Genomic DNA, 16,863 nt, shown 5'->3' with positions numbered 1-16,863 from the left:
AGAGCGCCTTGGCCCTTCTGCTCGTTTTTATTATCTCTATCAGGTAACATCCACAATATGTGGAAGTTACCCATCAAAGGTTATGTATGAACTATTCAAATATTAAGTTTTCAGATATTGCAAATGGTGTTGGCGTAAGAACAACTCTGTTTGTTTCAGGCTGCCGTCTGCACTGTGAAGGCTGCTTTAATTACGAGGCGTGGGACTTCAAGAGCGGCGGAGAGTTTACTCCAGAAGTTGAGCAAGAGATTATTGACTCTCTTGCACCTGTCTATATCAACGGTCTTTCCATCCTTGGTGGAGAGCCTTTTGAGCCAGAAAACCAAGAAGGCCTTGTTGAGTTTGTCGAGAAGGTCAGAGCTACCTACCCACAAAAGAGCATTTGGATGTATTCGGGTCACACCTGGGATCAGCTGACCGAGGGAAAGTGGCACACAGAGTACACTGACCGCATTCTGTCTTGTATTGATGTACTGGTGGACGGTCCATGGGTTCAGAGTCTCCACGATATTACCTTGCGTTTTAGAGGCTCTTCCAACCAGCGTCTTATTGATGTTCCTAAAACGCTTGCTTCAGGAGAGATTACACTTTGGTCCGATGGGCCTATGTTGAGCTCTCGTGAGATGTAAGAGCTCCAAAACGCAAAAAAGCCCGCGTATGCAGGCTTTTTGTTTAGGGTCGTGTTGTATAGAGAGCTTTAGTTTTCTGAAGAAGTTTGGGGTTCCGCGGGTTTCTCGCCAAGCTCACTGATAAAGATTGCCACAAAGATAACAATAAAGCCCAGGAAAATCGTAGGTGTAATAATTTCAGCAAGGAAGATAACGCCAAAAACTGCTGCAAAAATACTGTCCAGAGAAATAATTAGTGAGGCCTGAACAGGAGCAACTGACTTCTGTGCGCGGTTCTGCAAAACACCGGTTAGCGCGGTTGCAATAAGAGTGATGTAGGCGAGAGCAACCCAGGCATTTGTGGGCAATACCGCAAAATTGGGAACCGTTTCAAAGCAAAGCGCGTAGGCAAGGCAGGGAAGGGCGCTCACACCAAGCTGCACCACCGTAAGTGTGATGATGTCGTATTTGTGAGCAAGCTCGGCAATAAGCACAAAATCAAAGGCAAAAATAATAGCTGAAAGCAATGTCATCTGCTCGCCCAAGCCAAACGAGAACGAAAAATCAGTGCCCAGTGAGATAAGACCAATGCCAGCTACGCATAAAAAGGCTGCAAAAATACTGGTTCCATGAGGTTTTTTCTTTGCGATAAGCCAGTTTACAAACGGAATCATCGCGCAATAAATTGATGCAATAAAAGCAGCTTTGCCTGCAGTGGTATAAGCAAGAGCTCCATTTTGGAAGAGATATCCTAAACCGTTAAGAACGCCTAAAAGCACGCCGTATTTGATATGGGTGGCATCCAAGTGTTCTTTAAGGTTTTTTCTAAAGATGATGGCAACAATACCTACAGCAAAGACAAAACGTAAGGTCATAAGCCAAGCTGCCGAGATGTAACTAATTGCATCTTTGATAACAACAAAAGATCCGCCCCAGATAAGTGCGCAGACAAGAAGAGCAAGCTTCCATACAAGCGCAGAAGAAGTATCTAGTGTGAGTCTGGAAGAGTTTCTAGTAGAAAGATCTGATGATGCCACGCGCTATCCATTCCCGTCGAAGGTAAAAGTTAAGGTATAGGTAGTGTTTTGAGAAAATCAAACGCGTGCAAGTATACGTGATTTTGCACTTGGAACGCCCCACAAGCAGCATAAAAATGAGATTAGAAGTATACTCACATCTGCAAGAAAAATAAGTGTGTGCGATTGTTTTATGCAAGAAGATATTTCAAGGAGACTTGTATGTCCAACTACGTTTTGACCTGTTGTTCTACGGCCGATGTAAGTGAGAAGTACCTTCAGTCACGAGATGTGAAATACGTATATTTCAACTACGAACTTGATGGTGTTCAGTGCAAGGATGACTTTGGTCGCACTAATGCACCAGCTGATCTCTTTAAAAAGATGCTTGCAGGTGCTGAGTGCCGCACTTCACAGGTATCAATTGGTGAGTACATGGCCTTCTGGCGTCCTTTCCTGGAGGAAGGCAAAGATGTTCTTCATGTTTCGTTGAGTTCGGGCGTTTCTGGAACATACGAGTCTGCTTGCCAGGCAAAGGTAGAGATTGAGCAGGAGTTCCCTGACAGAAAGATTGAGGTTGTTGACTCTCTGCAGGCATCTTCTGGTTATGGTCTCTTGGTAGATGGTCTTGCCGATAAACGCGATGAAGGCCTGTCTTTTGACGAGGCAGTTGCATGGGCTAAAGAAGCACGTCATCGTGTGTATGGCTGGTTCTTCTCTACAGATTTGACCTTCTTTGTTCGCGGCGGTCGCATTTCTAAGACAGCTGGCCTGCTTGGCGGCATGCTTAACATTTGTCCTGTTATGGATGTCGAGGCCGACGGCTCTTTGGCTGTTAAAGAGAAGGCACGTGGCAAAAAGAAGGCAACTGCTCGCGTTGTTGAGATTATGACTCAGACTGCTGAGCGGGGAAACGCTTATGCGCGTAAGGTGTTTATCTCTAACTCCGAGTGCGCTTCTGATGCTCAGGCTGTTAAAGAGCTTATTAAAGAAAAACTTCCTCAGATAGGCGATATCAACATCTTTACTATTGGTGCAACAATTGGCGTTCATACTGGTCCTGGAACTGTTGCAACGTTCTGGTGGGGAGAAGAGCCTCGCGCTTAAGATGTTGCTCGAGTAGGTAAGAAAGGGCTTTAGTCATGGTTAATTTTGAGTACGTTGTACCTACTCAGGTTGTTTTTGGAAAAGATACTCAGCTTCGTGCGGCAGAGCTTGTCTTTGCTCATGGAGGCAGCAAGGTGCTGGTGCATTTTGGTGGCAATCATGTGGTAAAGAGCGGCTTGCTTGACCAGATTCACCAGCTTTTAAGCGATGCTGGAATTGCGTATGTTGACTGTGGTGGAGTTGTTCCTAACCCTCGTTTAGAGCTTGCAGAAGAAGCTGTAGAGCTGGGTAAACGCGAGGGTGTTGACTTCATTTTGGCTATCGGCGGCGGGTCTGTCATGGATTCCGCTAAGGCTATTGCATATGGCTTAGCCAATGAAGTCTCTCTTGAAGACCTCTATTTGCATAAGGTCAGTGTTTCAAAGGCAGCTCCTATTGGTGTCATTTCTACTATCGCAGGAACTGGCTCTGAGACCTCAGATTCTTCTGTCATGAACATTACGCTGGCCGACGGTCGCGTGCTTAAACGTTCTTATCACCATCAGAGCGGTCGTCCTTGCTTTGCCATCATGAATCCAGAGCTCACTTACTCTGTAAGCGCTTATCAGACGGCATCAACAGGCGCAGATATCATGATGCACACCATGGAGCGCTACTTTACGCTCGAGAAGGACGTGGCACTCACTGACGAGCTGGCTGAGGGACTCTTGCGTACCGTAAAAGAAGCTGTTCTGGTTGCTGTCAAAGAACCAGAGAACTACGCTGCACGCGCAGATTTGCTCTGGGCATCGTCGCTTTCTCACTGCGGACTTACCGGCACTGGTCGCGTAAGCGATTTTGCCTCTCATGCAATTGAGCATGAGCTCAGCGCAAAGTATGACGTCGCTCATGGTGCTGGCCTCACAGCTATTTGGGCAAGCTGGGCTCGCTACGTTATGGGCCAAGATCCAGAGCGCTTTGCACAGTTTGCGGTCAATGTTTTTGGAGTTCAAAACAATTTCCATAATCCTGTCGCTACAGGCCTTGCAGGAATTGAAACGTGGAATCAGTGGTGTCATGCAATTGGTATGCCAACCTCCCTTGCAGAGCTTGGAGTAGACCCTTCTGAAGAGGATATTCTTCAGATGGCTGAGGGCACTATTGCCGCTCGCGGTGGAGATCATGCAGGTAACTTTATGCAGCTTAAAACAGCAGATGTTCAACAGATTCTGAGGATGGCTCTAAAGTAAAGTTTCTCAAGGTAAATTTTGTTTCATTGCGGGTATTATTACTACATACGAAGTTACTGAGCCACTAAGCTCAAACATACGGAAGGAAGATTCATGAGCGGTTTTGTTAAAGCAGACAACGTTTTTGTTAATCAGAACGCAGCGAGCCGTAATGATGTCCTGCGTTTTATTGCCAATAAGGCTCAGGAGGCTGGCGTAACTGATAATGCAGACGCTGTTTACAATGCTTTCCTAGCTCGTGAGGAAATGGGCGAGACCGGCATGACTGACGGCTTTGCAGTTCCTCACGCAAAAGATGCTGCCATCAAGGATGCAGCTGTCTTTGTCTTCAAGAACAGCACCCCTCTTGAGTGGCCTTCCTTTGACGAGAAGCCCGTTGATGTTGCTATTGCACTGCTTGTTCCAGATGGAGAGGCTGGCACCACTCACATCAAGCTTCTTTCTAAGACCGCTGTTCTTCTGATGAGAGATGAGTTTAAGTCTCTGCTCCGTGGTTCTAATGATCAGGAAGTTATTGCTCAGGCTATTAACGAGGGCATTAGCGAGGAGTAGGGTTTCTCGCCAGGCTATAGGGAGCTTGACGGGTACTTTCTGTAACAGTTTAACTGGGTAAAATTTTGGACACTCAAGCACAAACTTGAGTGTCCTTTTTTATGTAAAAAGGCGTACACTTGTACTAGTTTTAGTCGAGAAGGGAGTCAGATGTTTACACCATGTACTGACAAGCGCGTTGCTGTCTTTTTTGCTGATGGTTGTGAAGAGATTGAGGGACTGAGCGTTGTTGACGTCCTGTATCGTGCAGGTATTCCTTGTGACAAAGTGTCTATATCTGATTCTTTGAGCGTGACTTCTTCTCACCAGGTTACTTTTTTAACAGACAAGCTGCTCAGTCAGGTCTCGTTTGATGATTACAGCATGTTGGTGCTTCCTGGTGGTCTTCCCGGAACCACTAATCTTGAGGCTTGTGAGCCACTTATGCAGGCAGTTGATGCGTTTGCAGCAGATGGTCGTGCGCTTGCCGCAATTTGCGCTGCTCCTTCAATTTATGCAAAGCGTGGATTACTTACGGGTAAAAAGGCCACTTCCAACCCAGGTTTCCAGCACTTTCTCTCAGAGAATGGCGCCAATCTTTCGCAAGATGCGGTTTGTGTCGATGGCTCTTTCATTACCAGCCAAGGTGCAGGAACCGCTCTTAAGTTTAGCCTAGAGATTGTCCGTTATCTTGTAGGTAATGACGTGGCAGAAAAAGTTTCTCAAGGTATTGTGCTTATCTAAGCCATGACACCTTCTCAAAAACAGTACCTGGTTATTGACCTAAAGAGTTTCTACGCATCGGTTGAGTGTGTTGAGCGGGGCCTTGATCCCATGAAGGCTAAGCTTGTTGTGGCTGATCTTACTAGGACAGAAAAGACAATTTGTTTGGCGGTTTCACCGGCGCTTCGTGCGTTGGGTGTTCCTGGACGTTGTCGCGTTTTTGAGATTCCCAAAAATCTTACCTATGAGGTGGCTCCTCCTCGCATGGCTTTGTATGTGGAACGCTCTGCAGACGTTTATTCGGTGTACCTCAAATACATTGCCCCAGAAGACATCCACGTTTACTCCATTGACGAGGCATTTATCGATGTAACACCGTACTTATCGCTTTACGGATGCACAGCAAGAGAGCTAGGCGAGAAGATCCGTGCAGACGTAGCAAAAACTACTGGTATCCCTGCTACTTGTGGTTTGGGCCCAAATTTGTATCTGGCAAAAATTGCGCTTGATATTACAGCAAAGCACAGCCCAAATTTCTTTGGTGAGCTTGATGAAGAGTCGTACAAACTTAAACTTTGGAATCATAAACCTTTGACTGATTTTTGGCATATTGGTGCAGGTATTCAAAAGCGTCTTGCGGCAATGAATATTCACACCATGGGGCAGCTTGCCATGGCTCCTACAGAACCTTTGTATAAAGAATTTGGCGTTGATGCAGAAATTCTTATTGATCACGCATGGGGCATTGAACCAACTACCATTGCAGATATTAAGTCCTATAAGTCTCAAAGCCATTCAGTTTCAACAGCACAGGTCTTTGATCACAACAGAGACACAGAGGGCGCGCGTCTTATCTTTAAAGAGATGGTTGAGGCGTTGACGTTAGAGCTTGTAACGCAAAAGCTGGTCTGCTCTTCTATTGGCATCTATATTGGCTACTCGGCAACAGAGGGCCAGATGGAAGAGCTGAGGCAAACAGGGGATTATAGAAACTGGAGAAGACATATTCCCTCCAGCAGTGGTACTAGGAAACTCTCTTACCCTACTAACTCTAGAGATGAGCTTATGGCAGAGGTTTTGTCTTTCTTTGACGAGCGAGTAATACCTTCAGAAAGCGTGCATCGCGTTGGCCTTACCTTTGGAAACACTCGAGAAGAAACGGGCTCAGGTATTCAGACGTCGCTTTTTCAGGACACTACCGTTTTAGAGAAAGAGCGCCAGCGCCAAGATACCATCAACGCCATAAAGAAGAAGTTTGGAAAGAACTCTTTGCTCAAAGCTATGGACTTACTTCCCGAAGCAACTGCTCGACAGAGAAATGCTCAGATTGGAGGACACCGTAGTGGAGAAGAAACCAATGAAGCCTAGACAGGATTTCTCGCCAGCGGAAGATGGTGCAAAAGAGGAGGTGTTTGCATCGCAGATGCACTACGGACATCCTCGCATGCCTCGGGCAAACAGGGCAAAAATATTTATGCCCTTTGATGCATTGAAGGGTTTAAGAGAGACCTTAGCAGAAAGAGAACAAGAAGCTCAAGACCATATAAAAGACTTTCATGACTTACCGCACTGGTCATAGGTTTATACGATAAAATAGACAGGTCGTATAAAGAAATCGAGGAGGTTTCATGAACCCCAAAGCAAAAATTGCCATCCCAGCAATTGTGGCTCTCATTTTTATCGTCATTGATTTTGTTGCACCAGTTCAGTATCTCAGCTATTTCCACACGGTATTTAACTTTGCAACTCGTCAGACAAGTCCAATTTCCCTGATACTTGCACGTGTCACCTACATTGTTTTCCTGTGTTACCTATTTGCTGCGGTTTCAGGTCTTCTGAGGGGCTTCCGTCCTCGTCTTAGGTGGGGTCTCTCCATTCTCTCTGTAGTTGGTTTAACTTCCGCACTTACAGAGCTCTCTGTGATGATTTCTATCAGCCAGGCAGTGAACTTCACCACCCTTATTCTTAACGTCATGATTGTTACCTTCCTGCTCTTTACCGCTCTTCTTGCACTTCTCATTTGGGTTCGTGCTAAGAAAGAGTTTGACCAGCGTCAGGCTGATCTTGAGGAGGAAGAGGTTGTTGTTGCTCCAATGCCTCTTGCTACTGAGGGCGCAGAGGTTGCTCCTGTTGTCCCTGTAACTGCAGAGGCTACAGCAGCATCTGTCCCAGATGCAACCATTGCACCAGCTGCACCTGAGGCTCCTGCAGCTCCAGAGGCTCCTGCGGCACCAGAGGCTCCACAGGAGTAGCTCCTCACGCACACCCCCTCTTGTTCAGGAGAATTATCTTTTCTCATAGGAGAAACGTATGTCTTTTGTTGAATTTAAAGAGGTAACAAAGACGTATACCATGGGCTCCGTCAAGGTAAACGCTGTCCATGACATGAACTTCTCCATAGAAGAGGGAGAGCTTTGCGTAATTGTCGGCCCATCAGGTGCCGGTAAAACAACTGTTTTGAATATGCTCGGAGGTATGGATACCTGTACCTCCGGGTCTATTTATTTAGACGGAAAAGAAATTGGTGGGCTTTCAGAAAAAGAAAGAACGCTCTATCGTCGTCATGATATTGGTTTTGTTTTCCAGTTTTACAATCTAGTTCCTAACCTCACCGCAAAAGAGAACGTTGAGCTTGCGTCACAGATTTGTCTTGACCCCATGCAGCCAGAAGATGCGCTACGCGCTGTTGGTCTTGAGCATCGTATGGATAACTTCCCAGCTCAACTGTCTGGCGGAGAGCAGCAGCGCGTCTCTATTGCGCGCGCTTTGGCAAAAAATCCACGCCTTTTGCTTTGCGATGAGCCAACAGGTGCGCTGGATTATAAAACAGGAAAGCAAATTCTTAAGCTCCTGCAAGATATGTGTAAAGAACAGCATAAGACCGTGGCTATTGTCACGCATAACTTTGCGTTTACTCAAATTGCTCATAGGGTTATCCACGTTAAAGAGGGTCAGGCTCAATCGGTAGAAATTAATCAGCACCCAGCTGACGCGCTTACTGTCGAGTGGTAGTCATGCCACACGCTCTTTTTACCGAGATTACTCGGACCATCAAAGGGTCTCTCGCCAGATTTCTTGCAATTGCAGGAATTGTTGCCTTGGGCTGCGGCTTCTTTGCAGGACTCAAAATGGCCAGCCCTGACATGCAAGAAGCGGCTCATACGTTTTACGCAAACCAACATCTCTACGACCTGCGTGTAATCTCTACGCTTGGGTTAAGCGAGAAGGACGTTCATGCCCTTGCGTCAGTTGAAGGCGTTGAGGCAGTTATGCCTTCTCGCACGGTAGACGTTATGGCTACACTGACATCTTCGCAATCTACTGCTCGTGTGAGTTCTTTTAGACCTGGTGAGCTTAATCAACCAATAGTTGTGGAGGGAAGGCTTCCTCAAGGGCCTTACGAGTGCGTGATGAGCGCAGATCCCAAGAAACGTGCAGATATTAGCCTTGGTCAACAGATTGAGCTGCCTGACACTTCAAACGGCGTTCATTTAAAGGGTGGTTCGTACACGGTTGTTGGTTTTGTAAATGCGCCAACGTATCCGTATGTAAGCAATTTTGGCACCACATCGTTAGGCAACGGTATTGTCCAGCAATTTGTGTATGTTACTGAAGAAGCTTTTGCAAACGATGACCCCTATACCGAAGCGTATCTAACGGTTCAGGGTGCTACCGGCTATAAAAGCGGCTCATCAGACTATCAGAGTGCCGTTGATAGCGTTGCAGAACGCATTTCGCAGATGAATCCGTCACTTGCTTCACTTCGTTTGCAAGAGCTCAAAGATGACGCTCAGACTCAAGTTGATGAGGCTCGTCAAAAGCTGGAGCAATCAAGGCAGGAAGCCGCAGATAAACTAGGGGATGCTCAAAAGAAGCTTGATGACGCGGAAGCGCAGATTTCCGCTCAACAGCAAAAACTGGCTGATGGTCAGCGTCAATATGATGCGGGACGTCAGCAGCTTACAGCTTCTCGCTACCGTGCTGAGCGGCAATTTGCACAAGCGGAGGCTCAGATTACTGCCTCAGAGGCTCAGATTGCTCAGGGTACAGCTGAGCTCAGTGCAGGAGAGGCCCAGTATCAGGCTGGTCTTGCTGCCTATAATGCAGGACAAGCAACGTTTACACAGCAAAAGAGTGCATTTGAAGCGGGTAGAGATGCGTATCTTGCGGGGCTTGCTGCGCAAGGCATCACCGCTTCAAGTCTTGAAGAAGCGCAGCAACGGCTCAGCGCTTTAGGTCTGGCAACTACGCAAGTGGACGCCCTTCTCGCCACACAAGCGCAGATTACGGCTGCAGAGACAGAATTGGCTACCCAGCAGCAGACTCTTGCAGCTGCGAGGGAAGAGCTTGATCAGCGCACAGTTCAACTGCATGAGGCAGAGTCACAAGTGGCTCAGGCGCGTCAGGATTTGAGTGAGGCGAGAAGTGCTACTGCAGATCAGCTGTCTGCGGCTCAAGAAAAACTTGCCGCGTCGCTTAGTCGCCTGAGCGCAGGACAAACAGCCCTCCAAAGTGCAGAAGCTCAGACTAACGAGGGAAGACAGAGTCTTGAGGAGCAACGCGCTGAGGTTGAGAAACAACTTGCTGACGGTCAGAAAGAGCTTGATGAAGCTCAAAAGAAGATTGATGAACTTAAAGAGCCTGATGTGTATGTACTTGATCGCACAAAAGAGATTGGTGTTGCAGCTTATCAAGCAGACTCTGAGCGTATCAATGATATTGCTAATGTATTCCCGCTGATGTTCTTCTTGGTTGCAGCTCTGGTTTCACTTACCAGTATGACGCGTATGGTTTCTGAAGAGCGTACGCTTATTGGTGTTCATAAAGCGCTTGGTTATTCAACCGCTCAGATTGCGGCAAAGTACCTGTTATATGCCTTGCTCGCCTCACTTTTGGGTGCCGTTATTGGCATAGCATGTTTAAGTCAAGTGTTGCCAGGCGTTATCATCTCTGCATACGGGTCAATTTATACCATCCCAAATGGGGGAGCTCCTTATTCTATTCAGCTTGATAGTGCGCTACTCTCTGGACTTTCCGGTATAGGCATTACGCTTCTTTCAACCATGGCTGCTGTTTTATCTTCCTTGAAAGAAGAGCCATCTAGCCTCATGCTTCCAAAAGCTCCAAAAGCGGGCTCAAAGATTTTGCTTGAACGCGTTGAGCCTCTATGGTCCAGATTGTCTTTCTCGTGGAAAGTTACAATCAGAAACCTTGTCCGCTATAAGCGACGCTTGATTATGACGCTGGTAGGAATTGCAGGATGTACTGCGCTTTTATTGGTGGCTTTTGGTCTTAGAGATTCCATTAGCGACATCATTGATAACCAATGGCCAGCTATCTCGCATTATGACTACATAGTAGGAATGACTTCTGATGTTTCTGAGGAAGAAGCAGATCAGATTAATGCAGAGCTTACTCAGGTGGGTGCTACAAATATCCGCCGCATAACCAGAGAAAACGTTCTTCTTGAGTCTTCTACACAAAAGGCAGGCTCACTGACAAGAACAACTATTATGACCAGCAATTCTCTTCAAGACCTCACGGGCTTAGCTACCCTGCGCAATCGTCTTTCTGGTCAAGCAATAGAGCTTGGAGAAGATTCGGTTGTAATTACAGAAAAGCTTGCAAAACGACTGGGTGTAGGCGTGGGAGATACCATTCAGGTCTATGCTCAAGACAGAATCGGAAACGCTTCTGGCGAGCCAAGTACGCTTACTGTTACAGGAGTTGCCGAGAATTACGTTGGGTCGTATCTGTATCTGGGATCTTCATCATGGCATTCTCTAGGTATTCAAGATCAAGCAGCGGACGGCTGGTATGCAACGCTTCCCGAAGATCAAGTAACGAGAGAGGCATTTGGAGAAAAGCTTATTAACCAGACAGGAGTTGCAACTGTTGATGACGTCAATGAAGCCATCCGCACCTATAGAGAATCACTTGCCGTAGTTAACCGTGTTGTAGCTATTCTTATTGTGGCTGCAGCTCTGCTGGCATTTATCGTCTTGTATAACCTCACCAATATCAATATTGAAGAGCGCATTAGAGAAATTGCAAGCCTCAAAGTACTTGGATTTACGCGTCATGAAGTTGATGCCTATGTCTTTAGAGAGATTGCTTTGTTGGCCATCTTTGGAGCGCTCTTTGGACTTGTTCTAGGAACATACCTTGAGGGATTTGTAGTTCAAACTGCCGAGATTGACCTTGTTATGTTTGGTCGAGCTATCCATGCACCAAGCTATTGGTTTGCCTTTGGACTTACGCTTGTCTTCTCGCTGTTGGTATATGTTGCCATGCGACCTAAGCTCAAAAATATTGATATGGTTGAGAGTTTGAAGAGCGTCGAGTAGACATCTTTTGCCCGCCCAAGAGAGGCATATTTTAGATAAGATAGAAGATAGTTGAGATTGCTTACTTATAAGGAGTTGGTATGCCTAAGGTTTCTTTTGTAATTCCTGCATACAACATCGAATCATACATTGGGCGTTGTATTCAAAGTGTAAAGAATCAGACGTTTGGTGATTTTGAAGCAATTATTGTTGATGACGCCTCAACAGATTCCACTCCAGAGAAAATCGTAGAAGCAGTAGGGGATGACTCTAGGTTTAAGGTTGTCACTCATCCAACCAATCAAGGTCTCCATCTGGCACGTAAAACTGCTGCAGCTCATACAAAAGGCGAGTGGGTCTTTTGCCTAGACGGTGATGATGAGGTTACTGCTGATTTTCTTGAGCAGGTAGTTGCTCGTATTGATCAGAACCCTGTTGATATTCTCCACCTTGGCATTACTGTTATTCCAGAAAATGGCGTTGACCCAACTGATGCAAAGTCTTTTGAGAGCTACATTAACCAACAATCAGACTTTACTCAGGGTGACGATATCCTTCGCATTATTTATGATGAAGGCTATGGACAGAAGCTTGATTGGCGAGCTACGCAACGCCTGTATCGCGGAGAACTTTTCCGCTCTGCCTTTGCAGAGATGACTTCGGAGCGCCTGGTAAGAGCAGAAGATGCCTATGAGGTATTTATCCTGGCAGATAAGGCTCAGACCGCTGATGGCTTTGAGTCTTGCAGAGGTTTTTTGTACCACTATGGTATTGGTGTAACTGGCGCTTCTCGTATTTCTTTAGATAAATTTGGAGAGTTCTGCTATCAGTTCTTGGACAACATTGACCAGGTAGAACTCTATATTGGTAAATCAGATAACATTGCGCATCTCAACTCCTTTAAGGGAATGAAGCATAGACTGTTGGAGCTTCTGAGTGCTGAGTGGAGATTCCGTCTTGCTCCTGAAGATCAAGAAGCAGCCCTTGAGCCGTTTGCCATTCTTTTTGGACCATCGGTAGCTGCTCGAGAGCTCTATCGCTTTGTAAGAGATGAGGCATACGAGGCCATTGCCACTGGCACTGAGCTTCCAGAAGACAGCGATGCATATCGCTTTAGAAAGTATGCAAAAAAGTATGCGGATCTGATGAATCAGGATGAGGGACTGTCGTTTGATAGGGCAGTTCGCATGAAACAGATTGCCGATGAGCACATGGAGTATCTAGAGAGAAAGCACATGGTAAAGATGTTTGAGCAGCAGCCTATTCGCATTCTGATTACTTCTCATAAAGATGTTGATGTTCCCGCAAGTAATTACCTTCAGCCTATCCAGGTAGGACCAGGCCAGAAGACCAATCGCTTTACGTATATGCTCCATGATGATGAGGGCGATAACATTACCGAGAAAAACCCTATGTACTGTGAGATGACTACACAGTATTGGGCATGGAAGAACATCACCAATGCTCGCTATGTTGGCTTTGGTCATTATCGTCGCTACTTCAATTTCACCGATACGGTTTATCCAGAAAATCCGTTTGGTGAGGTTATGGATGACTTCATTGATGAGGATGCCATCAAGAAATATGGTCTTGATGATCAGACCATTGCTCAGTGCATTGAGGGCTATGACCTCATTACTACTGGGGTAAAGGATATTCGCAAATTCCCTGGAAGCGCTAATACACCTCTTGAGCAGTACCATTCCGCTCCGCTACTCCATCCAAAGGATATGGATACTATGGCTGCACTCATTGTTGAGCGTCATCCAGAGTATGCAGAGGACGTAAACACTTTTCTCAACGGTCATCAGCAGTGCTTCTGCAACATGTATATCATGCGTAAAGAGCTCTTTGATCGCTATGCAGCATGGGTGTTCCCACTTGTTGACGAGTGGACCGCCCGTACTGATATGTCTACCTATAGCAAAGAGGCCCTAAGAACCCCAGGTCATCTGACTGAGCGCCTCTTTAATATCTGGCGTATGCATATGCTGCGTACAGAGGGCAAAAACTGGAAGGTAAAAGAGCTGCAGTGCATTCACTTTACTAATCCAGAGCCTCGTCAGAAGTTTATTCCTCTCTTTGAAGAGAAGCCTGAGATTGCAAGCCAGAACGTTGTTCCTGTTGTTTTTGCAGCAGACAACAACTATGTTCCAATTCTTACCTGCGCTATGGGCTCAATGCTTGAAAATGCCGATCCCAACCGTTTCTACGATGTGGTCGTTCTCAACACCAATATTGGCGGATCAAAGCAGGAGCTGGTTAAGAAGCACTTCTCGCGTTATAAGAATGCTCGTATTACGTTCTATAACGTGTGGCGCATGGTCAAAGACTACAAGCTAGACACTAATAACGCTCATATTAGTGTTGAAACGTACTTCCGCTTCTTGGCTCAAGACATTCTTTCTGCTTACGATAAGGTTGTCTATCTTGACTCTGACCTTGTGGTTAACGGTAATGTCGCAGAGCTTTATGACGTAAGAATGGGCAACAATCTTATTGCCGCAACGCTTGATATTGACTATCTGGCAAACCTTAATATTCGCGGCGGAGACCGCATGAAGTACAGCCTTGACGTGCTTAATCTTAAGAATCCTTATGCCTACTTCCAGGCAGGAGTTATGGTCTTCAATACTGCTGAGCTGCGCCGTTATCACACTGTTCCGGAGTGGTTACGTATTGCAACCAATCCGATCTTTATCTACAACGATCAAGATATTCTGAACAGCGAGTGCCAGGGTCGTGTTGTCTATCTACCAGCTGACTGGAACGTTACGCATAATATCTTTGGCCGTGCCGAGAAACTCTATCCAATGGCACCAAATAGCGTCTTTGATGACTATCAAGCAGCACGTCGTGCTCCAAAGATTGTTCACTTTGCTGGCGCTATTAAGCCTTGGCAGAACGCTAGCTGCGACATGGCTTCCTATTTCTGGAAGTACGCGCGCAACACCCCGTTCTACGAGGTTATTATTCAGGACATGGTACCAGGCGCCAGAAGCGATGCAGATGTCACGGAGTTCCACGAGCGTGCGCTTTCTGATGCAAGTCCTCTGCGCAAGATTATTGACCCTATTGCACCATATGGTAGCGCAAGGCGAGAAGCCCTTAAGGCCCTTGGTAGAACCTTAAGAGGACGCAAATAAATACCTGGTAGGTGCAAGATTTCTTGCACCTACGTTTTTATGTTTGGAGTAGTTATGGCAGCACTTTCGCCAAAAGATGCCGCTCGTGCAGCGGAGCTTAATAGAATCTTGAACCATGCGGCATATGCCTACTATGCTCTTGATAATCCAGAACTCACTGACGCTGAGTTTGACCGACTGCTTATTGAGCTTCAGCAGCTTGAGGCAGCATATCCAGAGCTTGTAACTGAGGATAGCTATACGCAGCGCGTAGGCGGCTATGTTTCTGAGCAGTTTGAGCCTGTTCAGCATGCTGCTCGTATGTATTCTATGGACGATGCCATGAATCTGGAAGAGCTGGATGCATGGCTTTCCAGAACTGATGAAGCTCTTGGTGCATCGCCCACTAATCCTGTGGCATATACCTGCGAGCTTAAGATTGACGGCTTAGGTGTTGCACTCACGTATCGTGACGGTCAGTTTGTACGAGCTGCTACACGAGGCGACGGTAGCACGGGAGAAAACGTCACAGCAAACGTTTTGACTATCTCTGACGTCCCACGAGAGCTTGCGCTTGCTGGTCTTGAGCAGGTAGAGAATAGAGGCCTCAACCAGAGTATTGAGGTCCGCGGTGAGGTCTATATGCCAAAGCACTCCTTCATTCGTTTGAATGAGGATGCGGACGCTGCTGGTAAACAGCCTTTTGCTAACCCAAGAAATGCAGCTGCTGGATCTTTGCGCCAGAAGGATCCAAAGATTACAGCACACCGAGACCTTGAGACCTTTATCTACGCAGTAGCCGATGAAGGCCCTCTTGATGTTCACAGCCAGTGGGAGTTTTTAAATTGGCTTCGTAGCTGCGGCTTTAATGTTAATCCTCATGCCCGTCGTTGCCTGAGCGCTCAGGAGGTCCACGATTTCTGTGCGCAAGCTCTTGAGCAGCGAGGAGATCTTAACTACGACATTGATGGCGTGGTAGTAAAGGTTGACTCATTTGCGAGCCAAGAGGCTCTAGGATTTACTTCTCGTGCTCCTCGTTGGGCTATTGCATTTAAGTTTCCACCAGAGGAAAAGCAGACTGTTTTGCGAGAAATTCGTATTCAAGTTGGTCGTACGGGCGTGCTTACTCCTGTTGCTGAGTTTGATCCCGTTACTGTTGCGGGTTCTACCATTGCGCGCGCAACTCTCCACAACCTTGATGAGATTCGTCGTAAAAATGTGCGCGAGGGCGACACCATCATTGTCCACAAGGCAGGAGATGTTATTCCAGAGGTCGTTGGACCAGTTTTGAGTCTTCGACCTGCAGATGCTGTTGAGTTCCAGATGCCAACTACCTGTCCAAGTTGTGGCAGCCCTGTTATTCAGGAAGAAGGAGAAGTGGCCTTCCGCTGCGTCTCTATTGATTGTCCTGCTCAGGCAGTTGAGCGCCTGATTCACTGGGGCAGCCGTAAGGCCATGGACATTGACGGCCTTGGTGACGAGCTTATTAACCGTATGGTTGAAGAGGGTGTTCTCTCTGACGTTGCCGACTTCTACGATAAGCTCACTGAAGAAACGCTGGCAAGCATGCCTACAGGTCGTGTCTACGATACTGATACTGCAGATCACCTTTCTGGCGACAGCATTCCTGTGGGTCACACAATTGCCAAGAAGGTTATGGCAAAGGTTGAGGAATCAAAGACGCGCGGTCTTGGACGCGTGCTCTTTGGTATTGGCATGAGGCACGTTGGTGCTAACGTCGCAGAGCTGCTTGCCCAGGAGTTTGGCTCTATTCAGGCGCTTGCTACAGCACCTGTCGAGAAGATCGCTGAAATCCCAGGTATTGGCCCCAAGATTGCAGAATCTGTACACGAGTTCTTCTCGATACCAGAAAATGTTGCCGTTATTGAGCGTCTTCGTCAGGCAGGCGTAGTGCTAGAGGAAGAGAAGGCAGAAAACGAGCTTCCTCAGACTCTTGCTGGACTTACGTTTGTTTTAACGGGAACTCTTGAACACTTCACACGTGATGAAGCTGGCGCCAAGCTCAAAGCTATGGGTGCAAAGGTTTCCGGCTCTGTATCTAAGAAGACAAGCTTTGTAGTAGCAGGAGAAGCCGCGGGATCTAAGCTTACAAAGGCTGAGGGCTTGGGCGTTCCTGTACTTGATGAGGCCGCGCTCCAGCAAATTCTTGAAACAGGTCAGGCACCTGCATAAATGTG

General features: G+C 46.9%; 13 protein-coding genes. 12 read left to right on the top strand and 1 reads right to left on the bottom strand.

Annotation, left to right across the window (positions count from 1 at the left end; translation table 11 throughout):
- The first annotated feature begins 86 nt into the window (after positions 1–86).
- Positions 87–629, top strand: coding sequence for an anaerobic ribonucleoside-triphosphate reductase activating protein (nrdG, locus tag ACO5GU_RS01310; RefSeq protein WP_313996374.1), 543 nt, complete (start codon positions 87–89; stop codon positions 627–629).
- A gap of 68 nt (positions 630–697) precedes the next feature.
- On the opposite strand, the gene ACO5GU_RS01305 is transcribed toward nrdG, so the two are convergent.
- Positions 698–1,645: a DMT family transporter gene (locus tag ACO5GU_RS01305; RefSeq protein ID WP_484929728.1), complete on the bottom strand. Its 948-nt coding sequence runs from the start codon at positions 1,643–1,645 to the stop codon at positions 698–700.
- Between the two features lie 201 nt (positions 1,646–1,846).
- Here ACO5GU_RS01305 and ACO5GU_RS01300 point away from each other — a divergent pair, with 201 nt between their 5' ends.
- From ACO5GU_RS01300 to ligA, 11 genes are all read left to right on the top strand, one after another.
- Entirely contained in the window at positions 1,847–2,731 is an 885-nt protein-coding gene (locus tag ACO5GU_RS01300) for a DegV family protein (protein WP_035432023.1), read from the top strand.
- Positions 2,732–2,766: 35 nt separating this feature from the next.
- Positions 2,767–3,960 carry an iron-containing alcohol dehydrogenase gene (locus tag ACO5GU_RS01295; RefSeq protein ID WP_484929726.1) on the top strand — a complete coding sequence of 398 codons (1,194 nt, stop codon included), beginning with the start codon at positions 2,767–2,769 and terminating at the stop codon, positions 3,958–3,960.
- A gap of 93 nt (positions 3,961–4,053) precedes the next feature.
- Positions 4,054–4,512, top strand: coding sequence for a PTS sugar transporter subunit IIA (locus ACO5GU_RS01290; RefSeq protein WP_313993982.1), 459 nt, complete (start codon positions 4,054–4,056; stop codon positions 4,510–4,512).
- Between the two features lie 150 nt (positions 4,513–4,662).
- Positions 4,663–5,235, top strand: a complete 573-nt coding sequence (locus ACO5GU_RS01285; RefSeq protein WP_484904633.1) for a DJ-1 family glyoxalase III — start codon at positions 4,663–4,665, stop codon at positions 5,233–5,235.
- A 3-nt stretch (positions 5,236–5,238) separates the two neighbouring features.
- Complete coding sequence (locus ACO5GU_RS01280) at positions 5,239–6,582, top strand: Y-family DNA polymerase (RefSeq protein ID WP_484929723.1); 1,344 nt, start codon at positions 5,239–5,241, stop codon at positions 6,580–6,582.
- Positions 6,557–6,793 (top strand): hypothetical protein, encoded by a 237-nt coding sequence (locus ACO5GU_RS01275; protein ID WP_484929721.1) that lies wholly within the window; start codon positions 6,557–6,559, stop codon positions 6,791–6,793. Before ACO5GU_RS01280 ends, ACO5GU_RS01275 begins: the two co-directional genes overlap by 26 nt.
- 49 nt (positions 6,794–6,842) lie before the next feature.
- Positions 6,843–7,466: a hypothetical protein gene (locus tag ACO5GU_RS01270; RefSeq protein ID WP_484874639.1), complete on the top strand. Its 624-nt coding sequence runs from the start codon at positions 6,843–6,845 to the stop codon at positions 7,464–7,466.
- Positions 7,467–7,524: 58 nt separating this feature from the next.
- A complete protein-coding gene (locus ACO5GU_RS01265; protein WP_484876921.1) occupies positions 7,525–8,226 on the top strand; it encodes an ABC transporter ATP-binding protein in 702 nt (233 codons plus the stop codon).
- Between the two features lie 2 nt (positions 8,227–8,228).
- On the top strand, positions 8,229–11,561 hold the full coding sequence (locus ACO5GU_RS01260) for an FtsX-like permease family protein (protein WP_484929719.1): 3,333 nt from the start codon (positions 8,229–8,231) through the stop codon (positions 11,559–11,561).
- A gap of 80 nt (positions 11,562–11,641) precedes the next feature.
- Positions 11,642–14,686: a DUF4422 domain-containing protein gene (locus tag ACO5GU_RS01255; protein WP_484929717.1), complete on the top strand. Its 3,045-nt coding sequence runs from the start codon at positions 11,642–11,644 to the stop codon at positions 14,684–14,686.
- Positions 14,687–14,740: 54 nt separating this feature from the next.
- Positions 14,741–16,858, top strand: a complete 2,118-nt coding sequence (ligA, locus tag ACO5GU_RS01250) for an NAD-dependent DNA ligase LigA (RefSeq protein WP_484929715.1) — start codon at positions 14,741–14,743, stop codon at positions 16,856–16,858.
- Positions 16,859–16,863 lie beyond the last annotated feature (5 nt).

The sequence above is a fragment of the Lancefieldella sp. genome, from assembly GCF_057237245.1.
The sequence above is the reverse complement of the archived record's forward strand: the minus strand, read 5'-3'. Positions and strand labels throughout refer to the sequence as shown.

Excerpts from the sequence above, each read along its gene's own strand:
- ACO5GU_RS01255 (WP_484929717.1), top strand. The coding sequence starts at position 11,642 with ATGCCTAAGGTTTCTTTTGTAATTCCTGCATACAACATCGAATCATAC.
- nrdG (WP_313996374.1), top strand. The coding sequence starts at position 87 with ATGAACTATTCAAATATTAAGTTTTCAGATATTGCAAATGGTGTTGGC.
- ACO5GU_RS01300 (WP_035432023.1), top strand. The coding sequence starts at position 1,847 with ATGTCCAACTACGTTTTGACCTGTTGTTCTACGGCCGATGTAAGTGAG.
- ACO5GU_RS01280 (WP_484929723.1), top strand. The coding sequence starts at position 5,239 with ATGACACCTTCTCAAAAACAGTACCTGGTTATTGACCTAAAGAGTTTC.
- ACO5GU_RS01295 (WP_484929726.1), top strand. The coding sequence starts at position 2,767 with ATGGTTAATTTTGAGTACGTTGTACCTACTCAGGTTGTTTTTGGAAAA.
- ACO5GU_RS01290 (WP_313993982.1), top strand. The coding sequence starts at position 4,054 with ATGAGCGGTTTTGTTAAAGCAGACAACGTTTTTGTTAATCAGAACGCA.
- ligA (WP_484929715.1), top strand. The coding sequence starts at position 14,741 with ATGGCAGCACTTTCGCCAAAAGATGCCGCTCGTGCAGCGGAGCTTAAT.
- ACO5GU_RS01260 (WP_484929719.1), top strand. The coding sequence starts at position 8,229 with ATGCCACACGCTCTTTTTACCGAGATTACTCGGACCATCAAAGGGTCT.
- ACO5GU_RS01285 (WP_484904633.1), top strand. The coding sequence starts at position 4,663 with ATGTTTACACCATGTACTGACAAGCGCGTTGCTGTCTTTTTTGCTGAT.
- ACO5GU_RS01265 (WP_484876921.1), top strand. The coding sequence starts at position 7,525 with ATGTCTTTTGTTGAATTTAAAGAGGTAACAAAGACGTATACCATGGGC.
- ACO5GU_RS01270 (WP_484874639.1), top strand. The coding sequence starts at position 6,843 with ATGAACCCCAAAGCAAAAATTGCCATCCCAGCAATTGTGGCTCTCATT.